Here is a 19,756-nt window from a genome sequence, read left to right as displayed (position 1 = left end):
CCGCTCGTCCTCGTCCCGGGTACTAGCGCTTCTCCAGCGTCGCGTCCAGGAGGCAGCCGACTTCCTCTTGGACGCGGTCCGCAAACGGCCCGCCCACCAGCCTCCTGACAAACATGGCCGCGCTCACCGGCCCGCCCCTGACTCAACCCCGCACAGGACGGATTCAGCGTCGGCAGCTGTAGCTGTTCGCGGAGGCGGCGTTGCCGCCGGTGTAACGCGGGTACAGCGGATAGGCGCAGATCGGCTTGGCGGCCAGCATCTGGAACGGTGGCGCGTAGTGGTTGGCGGTTGCCGTCACGGAGACTCCTGGCGCCCGGCCTTTCAAAGCCCAGTTCTCCAGCACGCTGAACCAGTCGACGTTGCGTGGCACCGCGTTGACGGTTCCGGCGCTGGTGCCGACGCCGTAGGGGGTCGTGCCGTCGGCGTCGAGGGTGGCGGGGTCGATGGTTCCGCCGCAGCCGTGGTCGGTGCCGGGTGAGACGTACAGGCGCATGAATGTGCCAGTCGTCGCCCTGCCCATGGTCGAGACCACCGAGTCGTAGTACTCCATCCCCATCGCCGCGCTCCGGGCATAGTCGGCGGTGCATTCAAGGACGATGAGCTTGCCGCCGCGCCTGTTGAAGGCCGACAGGTCGGGGTTGAGCGTGTCCATCATCGCCGAGACCTGCGCCATGCGGTGCCGGTGTTCGGCCCGGTCGAAGTGGTTCACCACGTCCAGGCCGGGATTCCGGCTGAACACGAACTTGGCGGCGCCGACACCGTATTCGGCGTATCTGGGGTACCCGGTGTCACCGTAACTCAGGGAGGGATTGTCACCGACCTTCGTCGCCAGGGACCAGGGTTCCCCTCCGAACAAGAACCCCGGGTAATGGTCCAGCCCGCTGGGCAGCGTGAACCCGAGGTCCAGGCGCGTGAACACGGTGTCGACGACGTCGAGCTGCGCGGCGGTGAGGCAGCTGCCAGGCTGCGGCGCCCCCGTGCACTTCAGGGTGCGCACGGCCTTGAGAATCTTGTTCTGGCAGCCACGGTAGTCGCTGAGGACGGCGTCGGCGATGCCGTCGCGCGAGTCGCAGGCATGCGCGGACATGCGTCCCAGCAGATTGATGTCGGCGGTGGTGAAGCCACCCGCTTTTCCGTTGCGCTCGACGGCCTGGAGGGTGGCGATGAAATTGCCGAACAGCCCGGTCCATCCGATGACCGGCACGCGGACGAAGACACCGTCGATGTCGCCCGGGAACCGCTGGGCCATGAGCAGCCCCTCGCGTCCTCCCTCCGAGCCGCCGACCCAGAGCCGTTTGCGGGGCCGTTCACCGTAGTAGTCCTTGGCGATCTCCTCCGCCACGTCGTGGACCTTCTTGTAGGCGTCAGTGGCGAAGTTGCCGAACATCTCCGCATTGAGCGCGAAGTCGAACGTCGCGCCCGCCCGTTCGACGGGGTCGGGTGAGTTGTAGCGCGGGCTTGCGGTGATGAGGTGGCCGGAGTCGGTGCCCACGGTCATGTAGCCGCGCATCAGCGGGGTGAGAACATCGCCGGCGTTGGCGTCGATGCTGATGTACCCGGTCGCATCGGTCAGACGGCCGTTGAACCCGCCTCCACCGAACTGCGTGGACGAGCCGTTCCACTCGGTAGGCAGGTTCACCTCGAACCCGATCGGTTGCGCGCCCTTGGTCACCGGTGCGATGTTGCCGGTCAACCGGCAGAAGGCGGGCTTGGCCGGTGTCACGACCGCCGAGGAGTTGCCGGCGTTGCGCACAGGCTGCCTGCCGGCGGTCAGGACCGCGTCGGAAGCGGCATGGTGCACGGCTGAGGTCACTGTGGCGTCGGCCCGGAGCATCCCAGGCGTGCCGATCTTGTTGGCGGGAATGGTGGCGCCCCGCATGGCGGCGCAGGCCACTTGCGGATCGGCCACGGTCACCGTGTGAACTCCGTTCCGGGAGACCGCTCCTGCCGGGTCGGCGACGGCGGGAGCCGCCATCGCGGACGTCACCGAGATCGCTACTGCGAGGGCGCTGAAACGGGCTGCTCTCACGGGCACACTCCTTGGGCGAGGGCTCGGCGTACCCAGACCGCGCGGGCCACCGTCACGGCGGCACAGCCGACCTGGAATGTTGACGTCCACGCCGGACCGTGTGAGACACGAGCACCAGCCGAACGCACAGGATGGCCATATCCCTCGTGGGGACGAAGCCCGATCGTGCGACAATACTATGACGACACGCACGAATTGTGTCAATAATCACTCGGGTGCTCGTGCGCGACCCGGGCGGACGATTCCACCCCGATGCTGGTGGCGACACCTGCCAGCACGGCCTGGGTGACGCCGGCCCGCTGCAGTTCGGCGTGCAGGGAGATACCGCCGAAGGCACTCCCCGGGGACCTCACTTCGGTGCGCTCGGGGGCGTCGCCCAGGATGCCGACCAGCGCCACCGGCCCCGTCACTGGACGGCGTAGGGCTCCGCAGCGGTTTCCGGTTCTTCCCGGTCCTTCTTCTTCGGTTTCTTGGTGTGGCCTGGAGGCGTCTTGGTCTGGCCTGGGGGCGTCTTGCTCTGGCCTGGAGGTAGTTGCTCCGCGGACTCGGTCGGCGTAGGGCCGGCGGTTGGCGTGCCCGGGACGCCCGGTGACGCGCTGGGGGCGACCCGCGGAGATCGCCCGTCCGGCGGCCTGGTCGTGGTGGTGTTGGGCGTGGTGGAGACAGGTGCCCCGGCGGACTCGGCCGTGGACCAGACGGAGCCCGGGGACAACGGGGCCGTGCCGCCGGACGGGCCGTCGACGATGAGCCGGTCCGAACCGGGCGGCTCCTTGGTGCCGGAGCCGAAGTCGGTGGCGCCGACGACGGCGATGAGCAGGACGGCCACCACCGTGGAGCCAATGGCGGCGAGCCCGGGTCGCAAGCTCGGCAGACGGCGCGGCTCACCGCCCGGAACGCCGTCCGGCTCGGGCGGCGGGTCCCACAGTTCAGCGATCGCCGCGGCGGCCGCCATGCCGTCGTCACCGGCGGCGGCCCGCGCGGCCAGCAGGATGTTCAGCAGGTCGGCGGCGCGCGGCCGCACGGCGGGCTCCTTGGCCAGGGCGGCCGACACCAGACCGCCCAGCGGCTCGGGCAGGCCGTTCGGCTCCGGCGGCATGCTCATGATCCGCTCGGTCAGCACGGCGGCGTCGCGGCCACCGAACGGGTGCCGTCCGGTCGCCGCGTACGCGACCAGGCAGCCCCAGCCGAAGACGTCGCTGGCGGGGGTGGCCGGGCCGCCCGCCAGCCGCTCCGGCGCGATCCAGCCGGGACTGCCCATCACGATGCCGGTCTTGGTCGGGCCGCCGACCACGTCCATTTCGGAGGCGAGACCGAAGTCGATGACGCGGGGGCCCATCCGGGCGAGCAGGACGTTGGCGGGTTTGAGATCGCGGTGCACCAGCCCGGCCTGGTGGATGGCGACCAGGGCGGCGGCGACGCCGATGGCCACCGCCTCGACGCTGCGCTGCGGCATGGGCCCGTGCCGCTGGACGACCTCCGACAGCGGCGGGCCCGCGACGTACTCGGTGACGAGATAGGGACGGTCGCGGTCGCCGGCGTCCTCGATCACGCGTGCGGTACAGAACGAGGCGATCCGCTGCGCGTACAGCCCCTCCGCGCGGAACCGCCGCCGCGCGTCGGTGTCGTCTTCCTGCCCGGGGGTGAGGGTCTTGACGGCGACGAGCCGCCCGCCGGAGTCCCGGCCGAGGTACACGACGCCCATTCCACCCGCGCCCAGGCGGCCGAGCAGGCGATAGCGCCCGATCTTCCGGGGATCCTTGGGGCCCAGCGGCCGTGCACCTGCGGGCACGCCGCGGTCTCGTTCGCTCACGCACGCCCTCCTTCGACTGGTCGGCTCACCCTTCCATACGGCCCGTTCCGTACGGCGCGATCATCAGTCTTAACCACTAACTGAAGATAAATCAGTAAGTGGCCTTGGTTTGCCACGGCGTCCTTTCCAGGGAGACGCACGATTTAGCGACTGCGGGACGCATGGATTGTGTTTTTGGGTGGCTCCTCGTCTTTTTCGCCACGGATCGGCTGGAGGGAGTCGCGGTTCGCCGCGTTGTCGCCGCGGCGGAATCAGGTTGCGTTCAGCGCATTTCGGCGGGCAGGAGCAGCACGGTAGTCGCGGGGGCGCAGCCCGTAGCGGTTCTTGAACGTCCGGGTGAAATGCGAAGCATCCTTGAAACCGACGCTGAACGCGATGTTCGCCACGCTCCACCCGGCCTGGCGCGGATCGGCGAGCAGCCGCGCAGCCCGGTCGAGACGCTGCTCCAGAATCCAGCGGAACGGTGAGGTGTTCTCGTCCCGGAACAGCATGTGCAGGTAGCGGACCGACACCCCGAGGGCATGGGCCACCATCGCGGGCGACAAATCCGGGTCGGCGATGTTGTCGATGATGTAACGGCGGGCACGGGCGAGATGTGCCGCTCGCGGCAGGTCGAGCCCGGTGTCGAGCCGTTCAGCCAGCGCGGCGGCGACCAGGTCCAGCAAGATGCCGCCGACCCGCGACAGCACGTCCGGCGACAGGCCGGGCACCTGAACGGTCAGCGAACGGAAGAACGTCGACAGCAGCGCGCCCGCGCCGTGATCGCCGCGTACCGGCGTCGCCGTCGCGTTCCGGGGCAGGGGGCAGCGCGCCTCGAACAGCGTCCGGGGCACCTTCAGCACGAGCAGCTCGAACGGGTCGAGACCAGCGATCCGGCAGGGGCGGGCGCTGTCGTAGACGGCGAGGTCGCCCGGCCGCAGCAGCGCCTCACGCCCGTCCTGGGCCACGGTGATGCGGCCCCGGACGGCCAGGTTCACCAGGTAGTCGTCCTCGGAACTCCGGCGGACCAGCAGCGGCGGCCGGTCCACCGCATGCGGCTCGGAGACGACCTTCGCGACCCACATGCCGTCCAGCGCCTCGGCCGATACCTCGCCCCGGAAGCCCACGACGCGCCGCTCCGGCGTCTCCAGGTCGAACGGCACGAAGGTGGCGCAGACGACCTCGCGCCAGTACTCCAGCTGCTCGCGTTCATCGACCGTCGTGGTGGAGAAGGTGAGCGTCATGGTGGCCACCTCGCTGCGGATCCGTGACCGGGTGCGCTCAGGGTCGATTACCGGTGCAGCGGCAGTCAACCCCTGGCCACGGGCCCGGCCGTAGCGTCGAAGACCCTGAAACGGAAGAGGTGAGCGGACATGACCACCGCCGAAGAGCTCATGGCACAGACCGTGGCCAACGAGGCGCGGACCGACCGGATGCGCGACAAGTACGCCCTCGAGGAGGGCTACATCAGCGATGACAGCACCCCGTGGGTGCCGTTCGTCCCCAACGTGTTCATCAAGCATCTGACCTTCGACGTGCGCAGCAGCAGCGCCGCCAACGTGCTGTGGGTGCAGGCCGGCGGCATGCTCGGACGGCACCGCCACCGCGGCCCCGTCTCTGGCTACGTCCTGGAGGGCAGCTGGCGTTACCTGGAGTACGACTGGGTGGGACGCGCGGGCGACTTCGTCCGCGAGAGCCCCGGACGCACCCACACCCTCTACTCCGAGAACGGCATGAAGACGTTCTTCTGGCTCAACGGGCCGCTGGAGTTCCTGGACGAAGAGGATCGCGTCACCGAGGTGGTCGACGTGTTCTGGTTCATCGACCACTACGAGTCCCACTGCGAGAAACACGGCATCAAGATCAACGAAAGGCTCTACCTGTGACGGCGACCCTGGCCGACCGCCGCATGGACCTCGTCCGGCGGCACGTCCAGGTGGAGAACGCCCAGGACATCGACGGGCTGCTGGCGACGTTCAAGGCCCCTCGGAGGCCGCTTGGCCCCCGCCGTCCACTGACCGTTCAACCACCAAGACCAGCCGTTTCGTTGACACTCCCTCGGGCGTGGGCGGAACAAGCGAAGGAGGCGGCGCCACCGCTGGGCACTGCCTCCTCATTTACTTCTGACCATGTCGATCAGCGTGCGGCAGTACTGATCGTCACCGCCGTCGGCACTCAGATCTGACCGAGTCGGCCGCCTGTGCTGCTCGGCCGCCTGTGCTGCTCGGTCGCCTGGGGAGTGTCGATGAGCTCATCCCAGCTTGCGCCGCCCCGCTCTCCGTAAGGGCCAGTCCAGGTCAGCCGTAGAAGGTGACCAGGTCCCGCAGCGGTAGCGGCCCATCGGGGAACTCGCGTGCGAAGGTGTTGAAGTCGAGCGTCTCGTCCACCGCGGCCAGCAGGACCTTGACCAGTTCGGCCGCCACCACTCGGTCAACGATCGGGCCGTACACCTGCCGCATCTGCGGCACTCGCGCGGCCGTCACATGCCCGATGACCGGCGCGTGCCTGGCTTGCGGCGTGCCGGTGAACGGGTTGTCGTACATGAACCCCGTCGGCGTGAGCTCACGAGGCACGCCGAGCCTCTCGAACTCCTCGCTCGCCTCTTGCAGGTACTGCGCGCCCAGCCGCAGTGGCCCGAAATCGAAGCGGGTCGACTCGCCGTATTCGATGACGTCCTGCCAGACGCGGGCGTAGGCGTCGCCGGCCTCCGGGTCCTTGGGCCGACCGCCGAAGATGTCGTCGACGGCCTCGACCATCGTCCGAGACGCCTCCATCTCCCCACGCGCGTCAATGGCCGCGGCGCGCTGGCGGCTCGTTTCCACCGTGCCGGGTGCGGGATGCTGGATCCAGCTGCCCAGGTTCTGGATACTCACGCTGTAGATCGTGAGCTGCGTACTCATCGGTCTCCTCTGCCCCAGTGGTCCCGTCCCCTCGTAGACGCGATCAAGTGACCCGCGGTTCCCGGCACTCAGGTCAAGCGGGAGCCGACGGCACGGTCCATAAGGCCCGGATCCGGCCGTCGACCGCCGCGCGGCCAGAACGCAGCCACCGGAAGCTCACTCCCAGGAGAGCCGAACACAGTGCACCACCGCGCCGCAGTCGCCGGCCGCGTTCAGAGCCGGATGATCTGAACCGGCCCATTGGGCTGTCCGGTCCTTGCTGATCAGGGAAGGGCGGCTGCTCGAACGTCACTGTGGGACCCCTCGAAGAAAGCGGCGCTCTCCGCATCCGCCGGGTAGTACGACTCGATCGCGACCTCGTGCAGCGTGATGTCCATCGGGGTACCGAACGTGGTGATCGTCGAGAACAGGCGCAGTTCTCGCCCGTCGATGCGAATGATCATCGGGATCACGACATCGGATTCGGCCGATCGGCTCGACGCGTCCTCAGCGTTGGGCTCCAGCAGTTCCTCGTAGAGCGCTGCGAGTTCAGGGTCGGGGGCGACCGCGAGCTGGCGCCTGATTCGGGAGCGAAACACCGCGCGTACGTCGGCCAGGTTGACGACCAGAGAAGCGAACCCGCGCGGGTCCAGTCCCAGCCGCACCAGGTTGATCGGCGGCCGTAGGAGGTCGGGATCGACGTCGGCGAAGAACGGCTCGACCGCACGGTTGGTCATGACGATGTTCCACCGGCGATCGAAAGCCAGCGCCGGGTACGGCTCATGCGCGCGGAGCACCCTTGCGATGGCATGCCGTGCCGCCGACAACGCGTCGTCATCGAGAGGCCGCTCGGTGTACCGGGGTGCGAAGCCGGCCGCGAGCAACAGCCGGTTACGCTCCCGCAACGGCACATCGAGCTGGTCGGCAAGCCGAAGGATCATGTCGGCGCTCGGGTTGGACTTGCCCGTCTCGACCAGGCTGACGTGACGAGCCGAGACGTCGGCCGCGATCGCAAGATCGAGTTGGCTGAGTCGCCGGCGATGCCGCCACTGCCGCAAGAGCTCCCCGACCGTGTGCACGGTCATCGAGAGTACTCATCGTGGAGCCGTACGCCATGAAATGCGACTTCATCGACAACCGCTGCGACCGTGGAAACACTGCGTCCATGACCACAGACAACAAGAGCATCGTTCAACGGGCACTGGCGGAACTGATCGAGACGGGCAGCACCAACGCGCTTGAACCGCTGCTGAGCGACGACTTCGTCCACCACCGACCGGACTCCACCTCCTCGACCAAGGCGGAATGGCTCGCCGCCGTCCACGCGGCGCTCACCCCGCTCGCCGAGATGCAGGTCCAGGTCCACCACCTGCTGGCCGATGGTGATCATGTCGTGGTGCACTCGCGCCGGCAGCTGCCCGATGCCGGGCCGGAGATCGCGGTCGTCGATATCTGGCGCCTCGACAACGGGCTGATCGCCGAGGGCTGGGAGATCATCGAGCCGGTGGCCCACGCGGCCGCCAACCTGGCGTGGTGGCAGCCCGCTGAATCCCTCTAGAAGAGCCGCACCCATCCGAAACTGCGAACGGCACGCACGCCAGCACAACCATCGCCAACGCCGAGTTGCAAGTCACCTGCGACTACATGGCGAAGCAGGCTGTCAACGCGCACGTCCGATCTGACCGGTCGACCGCCATCATCGCCCGCTACCGGGCAGGCCATAGGTTCAATGCCTCTGGCGGGCGGCTGGTCGCACCGAAATGCCTCGTTCGCGTCTGACCCACTAGCGTTCGCGTCTGATCCTGCCTAGCAAAGGTCAACCAGCAGGCCAGGGGCGCACCCCTGGCCCGCACACCTTAAGAGCCGCATGCTTACGGAACGTGCACGGCAGAGCTGACGACCTTGAGCGGTCAGGGAGTCTTTCTGGTCGAGATGGTTGTGCAGGCTGACTTGGTGGACGGCTCCGGCTTGATGTCGGCGTCGACGCTGAGGGCGAGCGGGATGCCGAGGCCGTCGGTCAGGACATGATGCTCAGAGCCCGGCCGGCCACGGTCGACCGGGCTCGGCCCGGTTTGGGCCGCCTTTCAACGCCCGCACGTGCGAGCTGTCGATCACCGCCCCTCGACCAGTCCAGGTGACCAAGAACTCCCACCGGATCCCGGTACGCAGCACGAACAAGATCCCGCACAGCACCCTGCGATCGTCCAACCGCCTGCGGCCGTTGTGGCGCTTACCGCGCTCCACCTTTGGCAGCAGCGGCTCGATCCGCTCCCACAGGCTGTCGGGCACGATCCAGGGAGGTTGCTCGCCCTTACGCATGCCCCCACGAACAGCCAACTACTACCGCATGTCGTTTCATATACGCATTCTGTTATGACCTCTTAGGAGGTTTCCTCGTATTGGGTGCGTTCCACGACGCCGCCTGATGAGCGTGGGCGCGTCCGCATCACGCTGTCCAAGAAATGTGCGTGGTCATCACCCCGCGTGCCCGCTAGCGTTGCGGCATGGTGACGATCTCGGAGGTGGCCAAGGCGGCGGGCGTGTCACCGAGCACGGTGTCCTACGTGCTGTCCGGGAAGCGACGCATCTCCGAGCAGACGCAACGGCGGGTGCGGCAGGCGATCGACACGCTGGGCTACCACCCGAACGCAGGCGCCCGTGCCCTGGCCAGCCGCCGCACCCGCACGCTCGGCCTGCTGGCTCCCGCCTGCGACGACCTCACCGCCGGGGTCATCCGCCAGTTCATCAACGCGATGCTCACCGCGGCCCGCGGGCACGACCACGACCTCGTCCTGCTCAACCCGGCGGAAGGAACGCAAGGTATCCGGCGAGTCACCGTGTCCGCCCTGGTCGACGGCGTGATCGTGATGGACGTCGACAAGGCCGACTCGCGCGTGGGGCTTCTGGAGGAACTTCGAACGCCGACCGTCATCATCGGCGTGCCCGACTCGCCCGGCGGTTTGCCGTGCGTGGACCTGGACTTCCAGCACGCCGCCCGCCTGGCCGTGCAGCACCTCGCCCAGCATGGTCGACGGCATCTGGCCCTGCTGGAATCACCCGCCCACCGCAAGAGCTACGCCGTCCGCACCCGCACCGGCTTCACCACGATGGCACGTTCGCTGGACTTGAGCTTCACCGCCCACCGTTGCCATCCCACGCCAGACGACGTCCGCGCCTGGGTGGACGCGCTGGAACGCGACCACCCCCACACCACCGGCATCGTCGTCCAGAACGAGGCCGCCCTTCCCCATCTGCTGACCTGCCTGCGGCAACGCAACCGCCAGATCCCCAATGACATCTCCATCGTGGCGATCTGCCCCCGGGCCATCGCCGAACAGCAGGAACTGCCCCTGACCTACGTCGACATCCCCGCCGCCGACCTGGGCGCCGCCGCCGTCGACGCACTCCTTCAGACCACCCCACCCCCACCCGTTCAACTCCTGTCGCCCCGCCTGTACGAACACGCCAGCTGCTCCGACCTCCTCACCCCTTGACACCGCCACCCAAAGTTCGGCACCTTCCGCACGCCACAAACCCGGACAGCACCGCTCGGCCCGCCGAGCCTGAGCGGAAGGCCACCATGACGCTGAAAATGCGGCGATCCAGCACAGTGAAACGTTCCTGGCCGCTACCGCATTAGGTCGACGTGCCCGCCTTGAGTCACGATGGCGCGGCATCCCCACGCACCGATCGCCTCCGGCGGCACCGCGTCGGAAAGCCATATCTCAACCTGGGCAGCGGCATAAGGAACCGCCTCGCGAAGGGGCACGCACCTTTCGGAGATCCGTCTGATCAGGCGATCCGGTAGCCGACTCCTCGCGCCGTCGCGATGAGCGGCGGGTCGCCGAGCTTACGCCGCAGCCGGCCTACGGTGACCGTGACGGTGTTGGTGAAACCGTCGGCGTTTTCGTCCCATACCCGCTCGAGCAGGGTCTCGGTGCTCAGGAAGCCCGGGCTTGCCCGCAGCAGCGCCTGGAGCACGGCGAACTCCTTCACGGAGAGGTCGAGTTGCCGCCCGTCGCGGACGACTGTGCGGCGTAGCGGGTCCAGCGTGATCCCGGCCACGTGCAGCATGCGGGGACGCGCGTCCGGTTTGCGGCGGGCCAGCGCCTGGATGCGCAGGATGAGTTCCGGGAAGTGGAAGGGCTTGGCGAGGTAGTCGTCCGCGCCCAGGGTCAGTCCGCTGACCCGATCGCCGGGCGCGCCGGCCGCGGTCAGCATCAGCACCATCGGCCGGTCCGCCCGCTCGGTGATCATCTGGCAGAGGGTGTCGCCGTGCAGGCTGGGCAGGTCTCGGTCCAGGACCACCACGTCATAGTCCGTGAGGTCCAGCTTGGTGGCGGCGGTGAACCCGTCGTGGGCCAGGTCGACGGCCATCCCCTGGTCGCGTAGCCCTTCGGCGACGACCTCGGCGAGGGCGTCGTCGTCTTCGACCACCAGGATCCTCATGCCGCCCTCACCGGTGCCTTCGCGGGCGGGAGGGTGATCGACACGCGCAGGCCGCCCTCGGGCCGGGCGAGCAGGGCAAGCCGGCCGCCGTGGGCGGCGGCCACGGCCGCCACGATCGACAGGCCCAGCCCCGGGGAGCCGGTGCGGTCGCCGCCGAGCCGCTCGAAGGGCTGCGCCAGCCGCTCGACCTTCCGCTGGTCGAAGATGGGCCCGCCGGTCTCGACGATCAGCGCCGTCTCCACGTTCGCGGACCCGGTGATCTGGATCCATCCGCCGGTCTCGTTGTGGGTCACGGCGTTGTCAACGACGTTGCCCACCAGCCGCGCCAGCAGCGCCGGGCTGCCCACGGTCGCCGTTTCCGGCGGCACGTCCACCGTCACACTCAGCGCCTTGCGCCGTACGTCGGTGGATCTTTCCCGCAGCGCGGCGTCGATGAGGTCGCCGAGGTCGACCGGTGCGGCGTCGGCCAGCGCACCGTGCTGCGCCCGGGCCAGCACGAGGAACCCGTCGAGCAGGTGATCGACCCGGTCGAGTTGCCGGCGCAGGCGGGCCGCGAGCGCCACCGTCGAGGCGGCCGCGCCGGGCTTGGCGACCGCGACGTCCACCGATGCCCGCATCGTCGCCAGCGGCGTACGCAGCTCGTGGGAGGCGTTGGCGACGAACCGCCGCTGCGCGGTGAACGATGACTCAAGCCGTCCGAGCAACCCATCGATGGTGTCGGCGAGGTCCTTCACCTCGTCCGCCGGACCGGTGACGGCCAGCCGCTGATCAAGGCTGTCGGCGGAGATACGCCGGGTGACGGCCGCGATGCGCCGCAACGGCCGCAGTACACGCTTGGCCAGCACCCGACCGAGCAGCAACGAGACGATCGCCATCACGATCAGCGCCAGCAGCGAGCCGACCAGCAGCCGACGAGACTGCTGTGCATGTACCGCGGCCAGTTGGCCCTCCAACTCCTGGACGCGCTGTTGCGTCGCGGTGAGGCCGCCCTGGCCGGGGATGTCGCCGGCCGGGGCGACATCGCTGAGGCTGCTTCCGGACAGCAGGAAGGCCAGGCCGAGCAGCCCGACGCCCGACAGGAGGAACACAACGGCGTACAACATCGTGAACCGTGCTCCCACGGTCCCACTGCGCAGCCCGATCATGCTGCAAGCATGCCCTGCGAAACCTAACACCAGCATGACGGCGCCGGTTCGGGCCGGGTTACACACCGATCCGTATAACCGACGGCATGTCGACCACCGAACTCCTCCGGCGGGAATGGACCGCGTTCCGCCGCCCAGGCCGCCTGATCGCCCTGGCCGCCGCGGCCTTCGCCGTCATCGCACTCGGCCTGCTGTTCACGCTCAACGTCCGCTCGTCCTGCCCGGGTGGCTGCCCGGCCGCGCCCGTCGCCGGTGACGGCTCCGTCGTCAGTGACCAGTTCTGGTTTCAGCATCGTGACCTGGGCCGCGAGGGCGACATCACCGTCCGGATGACCTCGATGACCGGAACGATCACCTATCCACCGCCGAAACACGACCGGATCGTGTCCGGGCTGGTGCCGTGGGCGAAGGCCGGGATCATCGTCAAGGACGGCATGCGGCAGGGCTCGCAATACGCGGCACTCATGATGACCGGCGGCCACGGTGTTCGCTTCCAGCACGACTACCGGAACGACGTCGCCGGCAGGGCCGGCGACGTCTCGGCGCAGTCCCCCCGCTGGCTGCGCCTGACCCGATCCGGCAACACGATCACCGGCTCCGAGTCCGCCGACGGCCGCCAGTGGCACACCGTCGCGGCCGCGACCCTCCACGGGCTGCCGGACACCGTCCAGGTCGGCCTCTTCGCCACCTCCCCCGGCGACCTCACGCTCCGCAAGACCGGCCTCGGCGGCGCGATCGAGGAGGCGCGGTTCACCCAGGCCGTCGGCGTCTTCGACAACGTCACCGTCAACGGCGCCACCAGCAAGTGGGGCAGCGACCCGATCGGCCAGATGAACCACACCGACTGGGAGAAGCACCACAACGCATCGGGAGCCGTGGAGAAGGACGGCGTCATCACCGTCAGCGGCACCGGCGACATCGGGCCGCTCGGTGAGGGCGCGCGTATCGTCGACAAAACGCTGCCCGGCCTGCCGATCGCGCTGATCATCCTGGTGATCGTCGCGGCACGCTACGGCACCCGCACGGCCGGCGAGGCGGCATGCCGACAAGTGATCGTCGCCCGGGCGCTCGTCGTCGCGGGGGCCGGCTTCGTCACCGGTCTGGTCGCGGTCGGCATCGTCCTCCCGGCGGGCCTGGCGGGCCTGGAAAGCAACGGCACCGTGGTGCCGTCGCTGCCGGCACTGACCGGCGCCCGGGTGATCATCGGCCTCGCGGCAGTGCTCGCACTGTGCGCCGTTGTCGCCTTCGCACTCGGTGTGCGGCTGCACCGCGGCTGGTCAGCGATCCTCACCGGAGTGTCACTGATCGCCCTGCCCTATGCCGTCACCGCGTTCCCGCTGCTCTCCGACACGGTCTCCGACTGGCTGCTGCGGCTCACGCCCGCCGCCGGCTTCGCGGTCAAGCAGACGATGGTGGAATATCCGCAGGTGACGGCACACTACGCGCCATCGGCCGGGTACTTCCCGCTCCCCGGGTGGGCTGGGCTCACCCTGCTCTGCGCGTACGCGGCGGTCAGCATACTGATCGCCGTCGGCCGTGAGCAGGCCGAAAAGACCGACCGGCGATAGTGGACGGTGCCGGGCACGATCTCCCCACGGGCCACCAGCGACAGAACCTCGATCATTCGGCCCTCCCGATGGCGGCGGACGATGGGCGGCCGGCAGTGGTCAACGGTGGATAGAGGGTCTCCAGCGTCTCGGCCGGCACCATTCCCTGGCCACGTGGTGGTCGCCGAGGTCCTCCACGGTGGCAAAGCCGCGTTCGGCAACCAGGATGGGCCGTTGTGAACGCCCGTACGATCTCCGGAAACGCCGGACCACCGGCCGCGAAGTTCAGCAGGCTGACACGCAGCACGCCGGTGATCCCCGACGCGATCTCCCGTGCCTCCGCAAAGGCCAGGTGTATCTGTTCGAAACCCGGACGCAGCCGGCCGCCCACGCGAGTCTCCATGGCACGGATGGTCTGGCTGACGCGCGACTGGGACAGGTACATCCGCTCCGCCGCGCGGCCGAAATGCAGATCCTCGGCCAGCGTCAGAAAGATCTCGATCTCCCTGAGCTCCACTCGTTCCTCCACCGTGAGGAGGACAAGATTAGGGAGGGCCCGACGTCGTCCCCTTGACGAACGCTGTCATCCCCCTGCCCTAGGCTCCCTGGCCATGCAGATCGATGACTGGTGGGGCCTCATCGAGCGGGCACGCACTGCGGTCGGCGATCGGGCCGATGACAGGAACTCGCCCGATGACCCGCTGCCCGGTGCGCTGACAGATGTGCTCGCCGCACTGGAGCCGACGGAGATCATCGACTTCTCCCTGAAGGCGACCGAGGTGACCGACTCCGCGTACCGGCATCCACTGTGGAATGCCGCCTACCTCATCGAAGGAGGGTGCGGGGATGACGGCTTCATGGACTTCCGCGACGGGCTGATCTTGCTTGGAAGGGAGACGTTCACCCGTGCCGTGGCCGATCCCGACTCCCTGGCCGACCTGCCCGTGGTCGTCCGGATGAGCCGCGATGAGAGCGGCTGGATCGGCTTCGAATCGCTGGACCATCCGATCAGTGAGGCATACCGAAGGTCCCAGGGCGAGACCGAATCACTTGACGCGGCTTTGGAAACCGCGATACGCGCGATGACGCGTCCCCACCAGCCGGCCGGCGACAACTGGGATGTCGAAGACGACCACGAGATGCGGCGCCGCCTCCCCCGGCTCTCGGCGCTCTTCCTCGACTGACGTGTGATCGCCCACTGAGCCCCTACCGGGACGGCGTCACCATCTGGCTGAACGACATCGAGGGTGTAGAGAGCGATCCTTCTCAGCTCGTCACTGCGGGCACTGGACAGATCGAAGGGCGTTGTCTTCAGATGTCCGATCTGGCTTACGGCCCACCAGTTTCCTTCACCCGTGAGCTCCCCGCGAGGGACACCGAAACCTTAGAACCTGGGGGCCACGTGGTTAGTTCCTGGGGGCCTGTCTGCGGCCGAAACGGGTCACTACCTTGATCACGGGACACGTTTTCCGCAGGAAAGAAGGATTCGAATAGTGAAGTCAGCAATTCGCACTGCCGTCATCGCCGGGGCGCTCGTTTCGGCTGCGGGGCTTGCCGCTCCGGCCGCCTCCGCCGGCACAACGAGCGCGAAGGCGCCGACCGCTCGGGCGGCGGCCCAGACCGGGTCCGTCGAAGCCGCGGTCAAGTGGGGGCACTGCGAGCACAAGAAGCCTGAGGTCTGCAGCAAGCAGTGGACCTACAACGTGTTCCCCAACAAGGTGCGGAAATTCCAGGGCATCGCGGTGAACAAGGGCACGCGCACCATCAAGGGCCGGATGGGCGCGTACTTCGTGAATCCCAAGAACGGCAAAAAGTACTTCCACTGGAACGACGCCAAGACGACGACTCTCAAGCCGGCCAAGGCGGTCAAGTCGAAGGTCTACAACTGCCCGAAGGGCTGGACCGCGCAGGCTGTCTGGGACGCCAAGCCCGGCAGCAACTGGTTCAGCGCACCGATGAAGTGCAAGGGCGTGTAGCTCATCGCGCAGACCCGCCGGTCTCCAGGGCCATGATGTGATGGCTCAGCCGCCGAAGGCCCGGTCCTCCTGCACAGCAGGGCCGGGCCTTCGCTGATGTGGCCCCCTCGATGGCCGGCACCATGTCGAGCCGGCCGTTGCCAAGCCTCACGCTTTCGCCGTAGAGGTCGCTGCTCAGGTCGAGCACCGGCGAGGCGATCCCGGCCGCGCGCGCCCCAGGAGTTCCGCGCCTGCCTGCGCCGCTGGTTCGATCGCTTCCTCCTCGATGCCCGCCGGCCATCAACGACGAAGGATTGATTCGTGCCTAGCGCGGCGTTGCCGCACGCCTCAACGCATCCCGGCCAGGAACGTGCCCCGGCGCCTGGACTCGGCGCTGAACCTGCACCTCCCGAGCTGTCGAATCCCTGTATGGGAGGGGTGAGGTCGAGTGAGGCTCGACCGGAGGGAGAGCGGTCGCCGCGATGATCTGAGCATCCGAGCATGGAAGGGCGCCTCATGCATCGCGACATGCCAGGTCCGGGCCGCCTCAGAAGGGTTCTCAGCCGGGTCGTCCCGCACTTGCTCCGCGCTTTGGCCTATGCAGGCGCAAGCGCATGGATGTGCGGGCCTGTCGTCGACTATTTGAGGGGGACGGGCCAGGAGCCGGACGGCACCGATCCGGATCGCGTCACGCCCTACGCGGATCTCCCCGAGCAGGATCGGCGAATGCTCCAGGAACTCGACGCGATGGTCGAGGCTGAGGACGCCCCCTGAACGGGCGGATAAGAAGGAGCTGCCATTATGTCCACCGCTGTCACGCAGGATATCGCCATCTTCCTGGGGTTCGATGGGAACGCCGAAGAGGCGATGAACTTCTATACGTCGCTGTTCGAGGATGGCGAGGTCCTGCAGGTCATCCGTGCTCGCGCGGAAGACCCGGGGTGGGCCGAGGGAACGCTGCAGTACGGCATCTTCCAAATCGCGGGCCAGCAACTCGTCTGTATGAACACGCCGCCTCCGGACAGCCCGTTGCACCGCACGGCGCGCTGGCAGGATTTCACGGTGAATCCGGCCGTCACGCTGTACGCGCAGCGTCATTCGCGGGAAGACTTCGACAAGCTCTACGACGCGCTCAGCGAAGGCGGCGAGGTTTACATGCCGGCGCAGAACTACGGCTTCAGCCCGAGGTTCGCGTGGGTGAACGACCGTTTTGGGATCTCGTGGCGGATCGACCTGTCCTCATGAGCCGCAGCCGTAACGGCTGGGCTCTTTCAGTTCCAGTTGGTGGATCGTACGACGATGGCGGAGTTGAAGCCGCCGTGGCCGCGCGCCAGGACGAGAGCCGCGTTCACCGGCGCGCGCCGGGGCCGTGTGGTCACCAGGTCGATGGCGTACTCGGGTGAGGGAGTGACGTTCGTCGTCGGGGGGATCAGGCCCGACCGCATGGACAGAAAGGCGGCGGCGACGTCCAGCGGGGCGGCGCCCGAGCCGAGCCGGCCCGTCATGGTCTTGGGCGCGGTGACCGGGACCTTGTGCGGCTCGAAGACCTCGGTGATCGCCGTGGCCTCGACCCGGTCGAGTTCGGGGATGGCGGCGGCGTCGGCGAAGACGACATCGATCTCGTCCGGCGCCAGGCCCGCGTCGTCCAGCGCGACCTCGATCGCCCTGCGCAGGGTCGGCTCGCGGCCGCTGTCGGGCCTCGGGTCGAACGTGGATCCATAGCCGCAGATCTCGCCGTAGACACGGGTCGCGCCGCGCCGGCGCGCGGCCTCGGCGTTCTCCATGATCAACAGTGCGCCGCCCTCCCCCGGCACATGCCCGGCCGCGGCGGGGTCGAAGGGGAGGTACGCCCGTTCGGGATGGTCGACGGTGCTCAGCCGTCCGCCGGCGAGCTGGGCCGCCCATCCCCACGAGCAGATCGACGCGTCGACACCGCCGGACACGATCAGGTCGCTGCCGTCGTGGACGAGCCGGCGAGCCTGCGCGATGGCGTCGAGTCCGCCCGCCTGGTCGCTGACCAGCACGCCGCTGGGGCCCCGCATGCCGTGCCGGATCGAGATCTGGCCGCTGTTGACCGCGTAGAACCAGGCGAATGACTGGTACGCGCTGACGTACTGGCCGCCCTTGCTCCAGAGGTTCTGGAGCTCTCGCTGGCCGAACTCGAATCCGCCGCAGGTGCTGGCGGTCACCACGCCCATCCCGAATTCGGGCATGTCCGCGGTGCTCACCCCGGCGTCGGCGAACGCGTGTTCGGCGCTGACAAGGGCGAGCTGGGTCATCCGGTCGGTCTGCGGTATGAGCCTGCTCGGAAGGTGGTCCTCGGCGTTGAAGCCGGGCACCTCTCCGGCGAGCTCCGCCGGATACCGCCGCGGGTCGAATCGCGTGATACGGCCGATGCCGTTTCTTCCGCGGCAGGAGGCGGTCCAGTAGTCGTCCACGCCGAAGCCGTTGGGGGCGACAACGCCCATTCCGGTCACCACGTGTGAGGTCATGCCAGGTTCCTGTCGGGACGGGCCAGGACCATCGCGCTCTGGAATCCGCCGAACCCGCTGCCCACCGTCAGCACGGTGTCGGTTCGCCAGTCGCGCGCGGTCAGCGGGACATAGTCGAGGTCGCAGTCGGGATCGGGCTCGTGCAGGTTCGCCGTCGGGGGCACCACGTGGTTCTCCATGGCCAGGACGGAAGCGGCGATCTCTATCGAGCCGATCGCGCCGAGCGAATGGCCGACCATCGATTTGATCGAGCTGACGGGAGTGCGGCGGGCGTGTTCGCCGAGGCCGCGCTTGAAGGCGGCGGTCTCATGCCGGTCGTTCTGCTTGGTTCCCGAGCCGTGGGCGTTGATGTAGTCGACGTCCTGCGCGTTCGTCCTCGCGTCGGCCAGCGCGGCGCCGATGGCCTCCGCCATCTCCCGGCCGTCCGGACGCAGCCCGGTCATGTGGAAGGCGTTGCACCGGGACGCGTATCCGGCGACCTCGGCGTACAGGTGAGCGCCCCGGCGGCGCGCGGCTTCCAGCTCCTCCAGGACGAACATCGCGGAGCCCTCGCCGAGCACGAAGCCGTTGCGGGTGCGGTCGAAGGGCCGGGAGGCGTGCTCGGGATCGTCGTTGCGCGGCGAGGTCGCCTTGATCGCGTCGAAGCACGCCACGGTGATCGGCGAGATCGGTGCGTCGGTGGCGCCGGCGATCATCACGTCGGCCGAGCCGTCGCTAATCAGCCCGGCCGCGTAGCCGACCGAGTCCAGCCCCGAGGTGCAGCCGGTGGAGACCACGGTGGCCGGGCCCTCGGCGCCGACCGACCAGGCGACCTCGGCCGCGAAGGAGCTCGGCACGAAGTAGTCGTACAGGTGGGGGACGGCGTACTCATGGTCGACGAGATCGAGCCTGCCGCCGTCACTGACCACCCGGTACTCCTGGTCCAGGCCCATGGTGGCGCCCACGGCGGTGCCGACGGCCACCCCGGTGCGATGGGGCGTCACGGAGCCCTGGTCCAGGCCGCCGTCCTCTATCGCCTCCCTCGCCGTGACGACGGCGAACTGCGATGCCCGGTCCATGCGTCGTATCTCCTGCGGACCGAGGCCGTTCGCCCAGGGATCGAAATCCGCCTCCGCGGCGATCCTGGAACGGAACGGGGACGGATCGAAGAAAGTGATCCCCCTGGTCGCCGTCCTGCCTGCGCTGAGAAGCGCCCAGAAGCCTTTGACACCGATCCCGCCGGGCGCCAGCACTCCCATTCCGGTGATAACCACCCGTCGGCCGGTCATGCGGACTCCCAGCAATAGAGAACGTCTACGAGGATCACCATGATTCTTATGTGACCCCTATTTCCGCGTCTCGCGCAAGTATTCATCCGGGCTGCCGCCGTTGCGCTCGTGCCAGAGGAAAGGCCAGTACATCCAGCCCACCCAGATCAGCTCGTCACCGAAACGGCTCAGCATCGACCGCATTGCGTACCTGAACCATGAGA

The 19,756-nt window shown here is 68.3% G+C and carries 20 protein-coding genes; 8 read left to right on the top strand and 12 right to left on the bottom strand.

Annotation, left to right across the window (positions count from 1 at the left end; all coding sequences use genetic code 11):
- Positions 1 to 163 precede the first annotated feature (163 nt).
- From F8566_RS33345 to F8566_RS33330, 4 genes are all read right to left on the bottom strand, one after another.
- A complete protein-coding gene (locus F8566_RS33345; RefSeq protein ID WP_151565850.1) occupies positions 164 to 2,029 on the bottom strand; it encodes a tannase/feruloyl esterase family alpha/beta hydrolase in 1,866 nt (621 codons plus the stop codon).
- A 200-nt stretch (positions 2,030 to 2,229) separates the two neighbouring features.
- Positions 2,230 to 2,439, bottom strand: coding sequence for an isochorismatase family protein (locus tag F8566_RS33340; protein WP_151565849.1), 210 nt, complete (start codon positions 2,437 to 2,439; stop codon positions 2,230 to 2,232).
- Positions 2,436 to 3,839 carry a serine/threonine-protein kinase gene (locus tag F8566_RS33335; protein WP_151565848.1) on the bottom strand — a complete coding sequence of 468 codons (1,404 nt, stop codon included), beginning with the start codon at positions 3,837 to 3,839 and terminating at the stop codon, positions 2,436 to 2,438. The genes F8566_RS33340 and F8566_RS33335 overlap by 4 nt, the downstream gene beginning before the upstream one ends.
- A 251-nt stretch (positions 3,840 to 4,090) precedes the next feature.
- Complete coding sequence (locus tag F8566_RS33330) at positions 4,091 to 5,062, bottom strand: AraC-like ligand-binding domain-containing protein (RefSeq protein WP_151565847.1); 972 nt, start codon at positions 5,060 to 5,062, stop codon at positions 4,091 to 4,093.
- A 129-nt stretch (positions 5,063 to 5,191) separates the two neighbouring features.
- Here F8566_RS33330 and F8566_RS33325 point away from each other — a divergent pair, with 129 nt between their 5' ends.
- The gene (locus F8566_RS33325; RefSeq protein ID WP_151565846.1) at positions 5,192 to 5,704 is read left to right on the top strand and encodes a 2,4'-dihydroxyacetophenone dioxygenase family protein; all 513 of its coding nucleotides are present in this window, start codon (positions 5,192 to 5,194) and stop codon (positions 5,702 to 5,704) included.
- Between the two features lie 411 nt (positions 5,705 to 6,115).
- Here F8566_RS33325 and F8566_RS33320 read toward each other — a convergent pair whose 3' ends face one another.
- Positions 6,116 to 6,718 carry a DUF7691 family protein gene (locus F8566_RS33320; protein WP_151565845.1) on the bottom strand — a complete coding sequence of 201 codons (603 nt, stop codon included), beginning with the start codon at positions 6,716 to 6,718 and terminating at the stop codon, positions 6,116 to 6,118.
- 263 nt (positions 6,719 to 6,981) lie between these two features.
- Positions 6,982 to 7,782 (bottom strand): helix-turn-helix domain-containing protein, encoded by an 801-nt coding sequence (locus F8566_RS33315; RefSeq protein WP_192809987.1) that lies wholly within the window; start codon positions 7,780 to 7,782, stop codon positions 6,982 to 6,984.
- 80 nt (positions 7,783 to 7,862) lie between these two features.
- Here F8566_RS33315 and F8566_RS33310 point away from each other — a divergent pair, with 80 nt between their 5' ends.
- Positions 7,863 to 8,255 carry a nuclear transport factor 2 family protein gene (locus F8566_RS33310; protein ID WP_151565844.1) on the top strand — a complete coding sequence of 131 codons (393 nt, stop codon included), beginning with the start codon at positions 7,863 to 7,865 and terminating at the stop codon, positions 8,253 to 8,255.
- A gap of 473 nt (positions 8,256 to 8,728) precedes the next feature.
- Here the strand turns inward: F8566_RS33310 and F8566_RS33305 are convergent, their stop codons facing one another.
- A complete protein-coding gene (locus tag F8566_RS33305; RefSeq protein WP_151565843.1) occupies positions 8,729 to 9,016 on the bottom strand; it encodes a transposase in 288 nt (95 codons plus the stop codon).
- Positions 9,017 to 9,201: 185 nt separating this feature from the next.
- Between F8566_RS33305 and F8566_RS33300 the strand changes: the two genes are divergently transcribed.
- Positions 9,202 to 10,191: a LacI family DNA-binding transcriptional regulator gene (locus tag F8566_RS33300; RefSeq protein ID WP_151565842.1), complete on the top strand. Its 990-nt coding sequence runs from the start codon at positions 9,202 to 9,204 to the stop codon at positions 10,189 to 10,191.
- Positions 10,192 to 10,489: 298 nt separating this feature from the next.
- Here the strand turns inward: F8566_RS33300 and F8566_RS33295 are convergent, their stop codons facing one another.
- Together F8566_RS33295 and F8566_RS33290 are read right to left on the bottom strand one after the other, a co-directional pair.
- Positions 10,490 to 11,146, bottom strand: coding sequence for a response regulator transcription factor (locus F8566_RS33295; protein WP_192809986.1), 657 nt, complete (start codon positions 11,144 to 11,146; stop codon positions 10,490 to 10,492).
- The gene (locus tag F8566_RS33290) at positions 11,143 to 12,291 is read right to left on the bottom strand and encodes a sensor histidine kinase (RefSeq protein WP_225993732.1); all 1,149 of its coding nucleotides are present in this window, start codon (positions 12,289 to 12,291) and stop codon (positions 11,143 to 11,145) included. The genes F8566_RS33295 and F8566_RS33290 overlap by 4 nt, the downstream gene beginning before the upstream one ends.
- Before the next feature lie 86 nt (positions 12,292 to 12,377).
- On the opposite strand from F8566_RS33290, the gene F8566_RS33285 reads away from it, so the two are divergent.
- Positions 12,378 to 13,859 carry a DUF1349 domain-containing protein gene (locus F8566_RS33285; RefSeq protein WP_151565840.1) on the top strand — a complete coding sequence of 494 codons (1,482 nt, stop codon included), beginning with the start codon at positions 12,378 to 12,380 and terminating at the stop codon, positions 13,857 to 13,859.
- A gap of 52 nt (positions 13,860 to 13,911) precedes the next feature.
- On the opposite strand, the gene F8566_RS33280 is transcribed toward F8566_RS33285, so the two are convergent.
- Positions 13,912 to 14,355 carry a LysR family transcriptional regulator gene (locus tag F8566_RS33280; protein ID WP_151565839.1) on the bottom strand — a complete coding sequence of 148 codons (444 nt, stop codon included), beginning with the start codon at positions 14,353 to 14,355 and terminating at the stop codon, positions 13,912 to 13,914.
- Between the two features lie 94 nt (positions 14,356 to 14,449).
- Between F8566_RS33280 and F8566_RS33275 the strand changes: the two genes are divergently transcribed.
- The 4 genes from F8566_RS33275 to F8566_RS33260 all read left to right on the top strand — a co-directional run bounded on the left by F8566_RS33275 (position 14,450) and on the right by F8566_RS33260 (position 17,038).
- Positions 14,450 to 15,022 (top strand): DUF4240 domain-containing protein, encoded by a 573-nt coding sequence (locus F8566_RS33275; RefSeq protein WP_151565838.1) that lies wholly within the window; start codon positions 14,450 to 14,452, stop codon positions 15,020 to 15,022.
- A 309-nt stretch (positions 15,023 to 15,331) separates the two neighbouring features.
- Positions 15,332 to 15,814: a hypothetical protein gene (locus tag F8566_RS33270; RefSeq protein ID WP_151565837.1), complete on the top strand. Its 483-nt coding sequence runs from the start codon at positions 15,332 to 15,334 to the stop codon at positions 15,812 to 15,814.
- A gap of 597 nt (positions 15,815 to 16,411) precedes the next feature.
- The gene (locus F8566_RS50295; protein WP_192809985.1) at positions 16,412 to 16,567 is read left to right on the top strand and encodes a hypothetical protein; all 156 of its coding nucleotides are present in this window, start codon (positions 16,412 to 16,414) and stop codon (positions 16,565 to 16,567) included.
- 27 nt (positions 16,568 to 16,594) lie between these two features.
- Positions 16,595 to 17,038, top strand: coding sequence for a VOC family protein (locus F8566_RS33260; protein ID WP_151565836.1), 444 nt, complete (start codon positions 16,595 to 16,597; stop codon positions 17,036 to 17,038).
- Between the two features lie 26 nt (positions 17,039 to 17,064).
- Here F8566_RS33260 and F8566_RS33255 read toward each other — a convergent pair whose 3' ends face one another.
- Positions 17,065 to 18,285, bottom strand: a complete 1,221-nt coding sequence (locus F8566_RS33255; protein WP_151565835.1) for a ketosynthase chain-length factor — start codon at positions 18,283 to 18,285, stop codon at positions 17,065 to 17,067.
- Positions 18,282 to 19,553, bottom strand: coding sequence for a beta-ketoacyl-[acyl-carrier-protein] synthase family protein (locus tag F8566_RS33250; RefSeq protein ID WP_151565834.1), 1,272 nt, complete (start codon positions 19,551 to 19,553; stop codon positions 18,282 to 18,284). Before F8566_RS33250 ends, F8566_RS33255 begins: the two co-directional genes overlap by 4 nt.
- Between the last annotated feature and the right edge of the window lie 203 nt (positions 19,554 to 19,756).

It is taken from the genome of Actinomadura rudentiformis, assembly GCF_008923185.1.
In the GTDB taxonomy this organism is placed as follows: Bacteria; Actinomycetota; Actinomycetes; order Streptosporangiales; family Streptosporangiaceae; genus Spirillospora; species Spirillospora rudentiformis.
The sequence above is the reverse complement of the archived record's forward strand: the minus strand, read 5'-3'. Positions and strand labels throughout refer to the sequence as shown.

Excerpts from the sequence above, each read along its gene's own strand:
- F8566_RS33320 (WP_151565845.1), bottom strand. The coding sequence starts at position 6,718 with ATGAGTACGCAGCTCACGATCTACAGCGTGAGTATCCAGAACCTGGGC.
- F8566_RS33285 (WP_151565840.1), top strand. The coding sequence starts at position 12,378 with ATGTCGACCACCGAACTCCTCCGGCGGGAATGGACCGCGTTCCGCCGC.
- F8566_RS50295 (WP_192809985.1), top strand. The coding sequence starts at position 16,412 with ATGTGCGGGCCTGTCGTCGACTATTTGAGGGGGACGGGCCAGGAGCCG.
- F8566_RS33310 (WP_151565844.1), top strand. The coding sequence starts at position 7,863 with ATGACCACAGACAACAAGAGCATCGTTCAACGGGCACTGGCGGAACTG.
- F8566_RS33305 (WP_151565843.1), bottom strand. The coding sequence starts at position 9,016 with ATGCGTAAGGGCGAGCAACCTCCCTGGATCGTGCCCGACAGCCTGTGG.
- F8566_RS33300 (WP_151565842.1), top strand. The coding sequence starts at position 9,202 with ATGGTGACGATCTCGGAGGTGGCCAAGGCGGCGGGCGTGTCACCGAGC.
- F8566_RS33255 (WP_151565835.1), bottom strand. The coding sequence starts at position 18,285 with ATGACCTCACACGTGGTGACCGGAATGGGCGTTGTCGCCCCCAACGGC.
- F8566_RS33260 (WP_151565836.1), top strand. The coding sequence starts at position 16,595 with ATGTCCACCGCTGTCACGCAGGATATCGCCATCTTCCTGGGGTTCGAT.
- F8566_RS33250 (WP_151565834.1), bottom strand. The coding sequence starts at position 19,553 with ATGACCGGCCGACGGGTGGTTATCACCGGAATGGGAGTGCTGGCGCCC.
- F8566_RS33330 (WP_151565847.1), bottom strand. The coding sequence starts at position 5,062 with ATGACGCTCACCTTCTCCACCACGACGGTCGATGAACGCGAGCAGCTG.
- F8566_RS33295 (WP_192809986.1), bottom strand. The coding sequence starts at position 11,146 with ATGAGGATCCTGGTGGTCGAAGACGACGACGCCCTCGCCGAGGTCGTC.
- F8566_RS33325 (WP_151565846.1), top strand. The coding sequence starts at position 5,192 with ATGACCACCGCCGAAGAGCTCATGGCACAGACCGTGGCCAACGAGGCG.
- F8566_RS33315 (WP_192809987.1), bottom strand. The coding sequence starts at position 7,782 with ATGACCGTGCACACGGTCGGGGAGCTCTTGCGGCAGTGGCGGCATCGC.
- F8566_RS33290 (WP_225993732.1), bottom strand. The coding sequence starts at position 12,291 with ATGATCGGGCTGCGCAGTGGGACCGTGGGAGCACGGTTCACGATGTTG.
- F8566_RS33275 (WP_151565838.1), top strand. The coding sequence starts at position 14,450 with ATGCAGATCGATGACTGGTGGGGCCTCATCGAGCGGGCACGCACTGCG.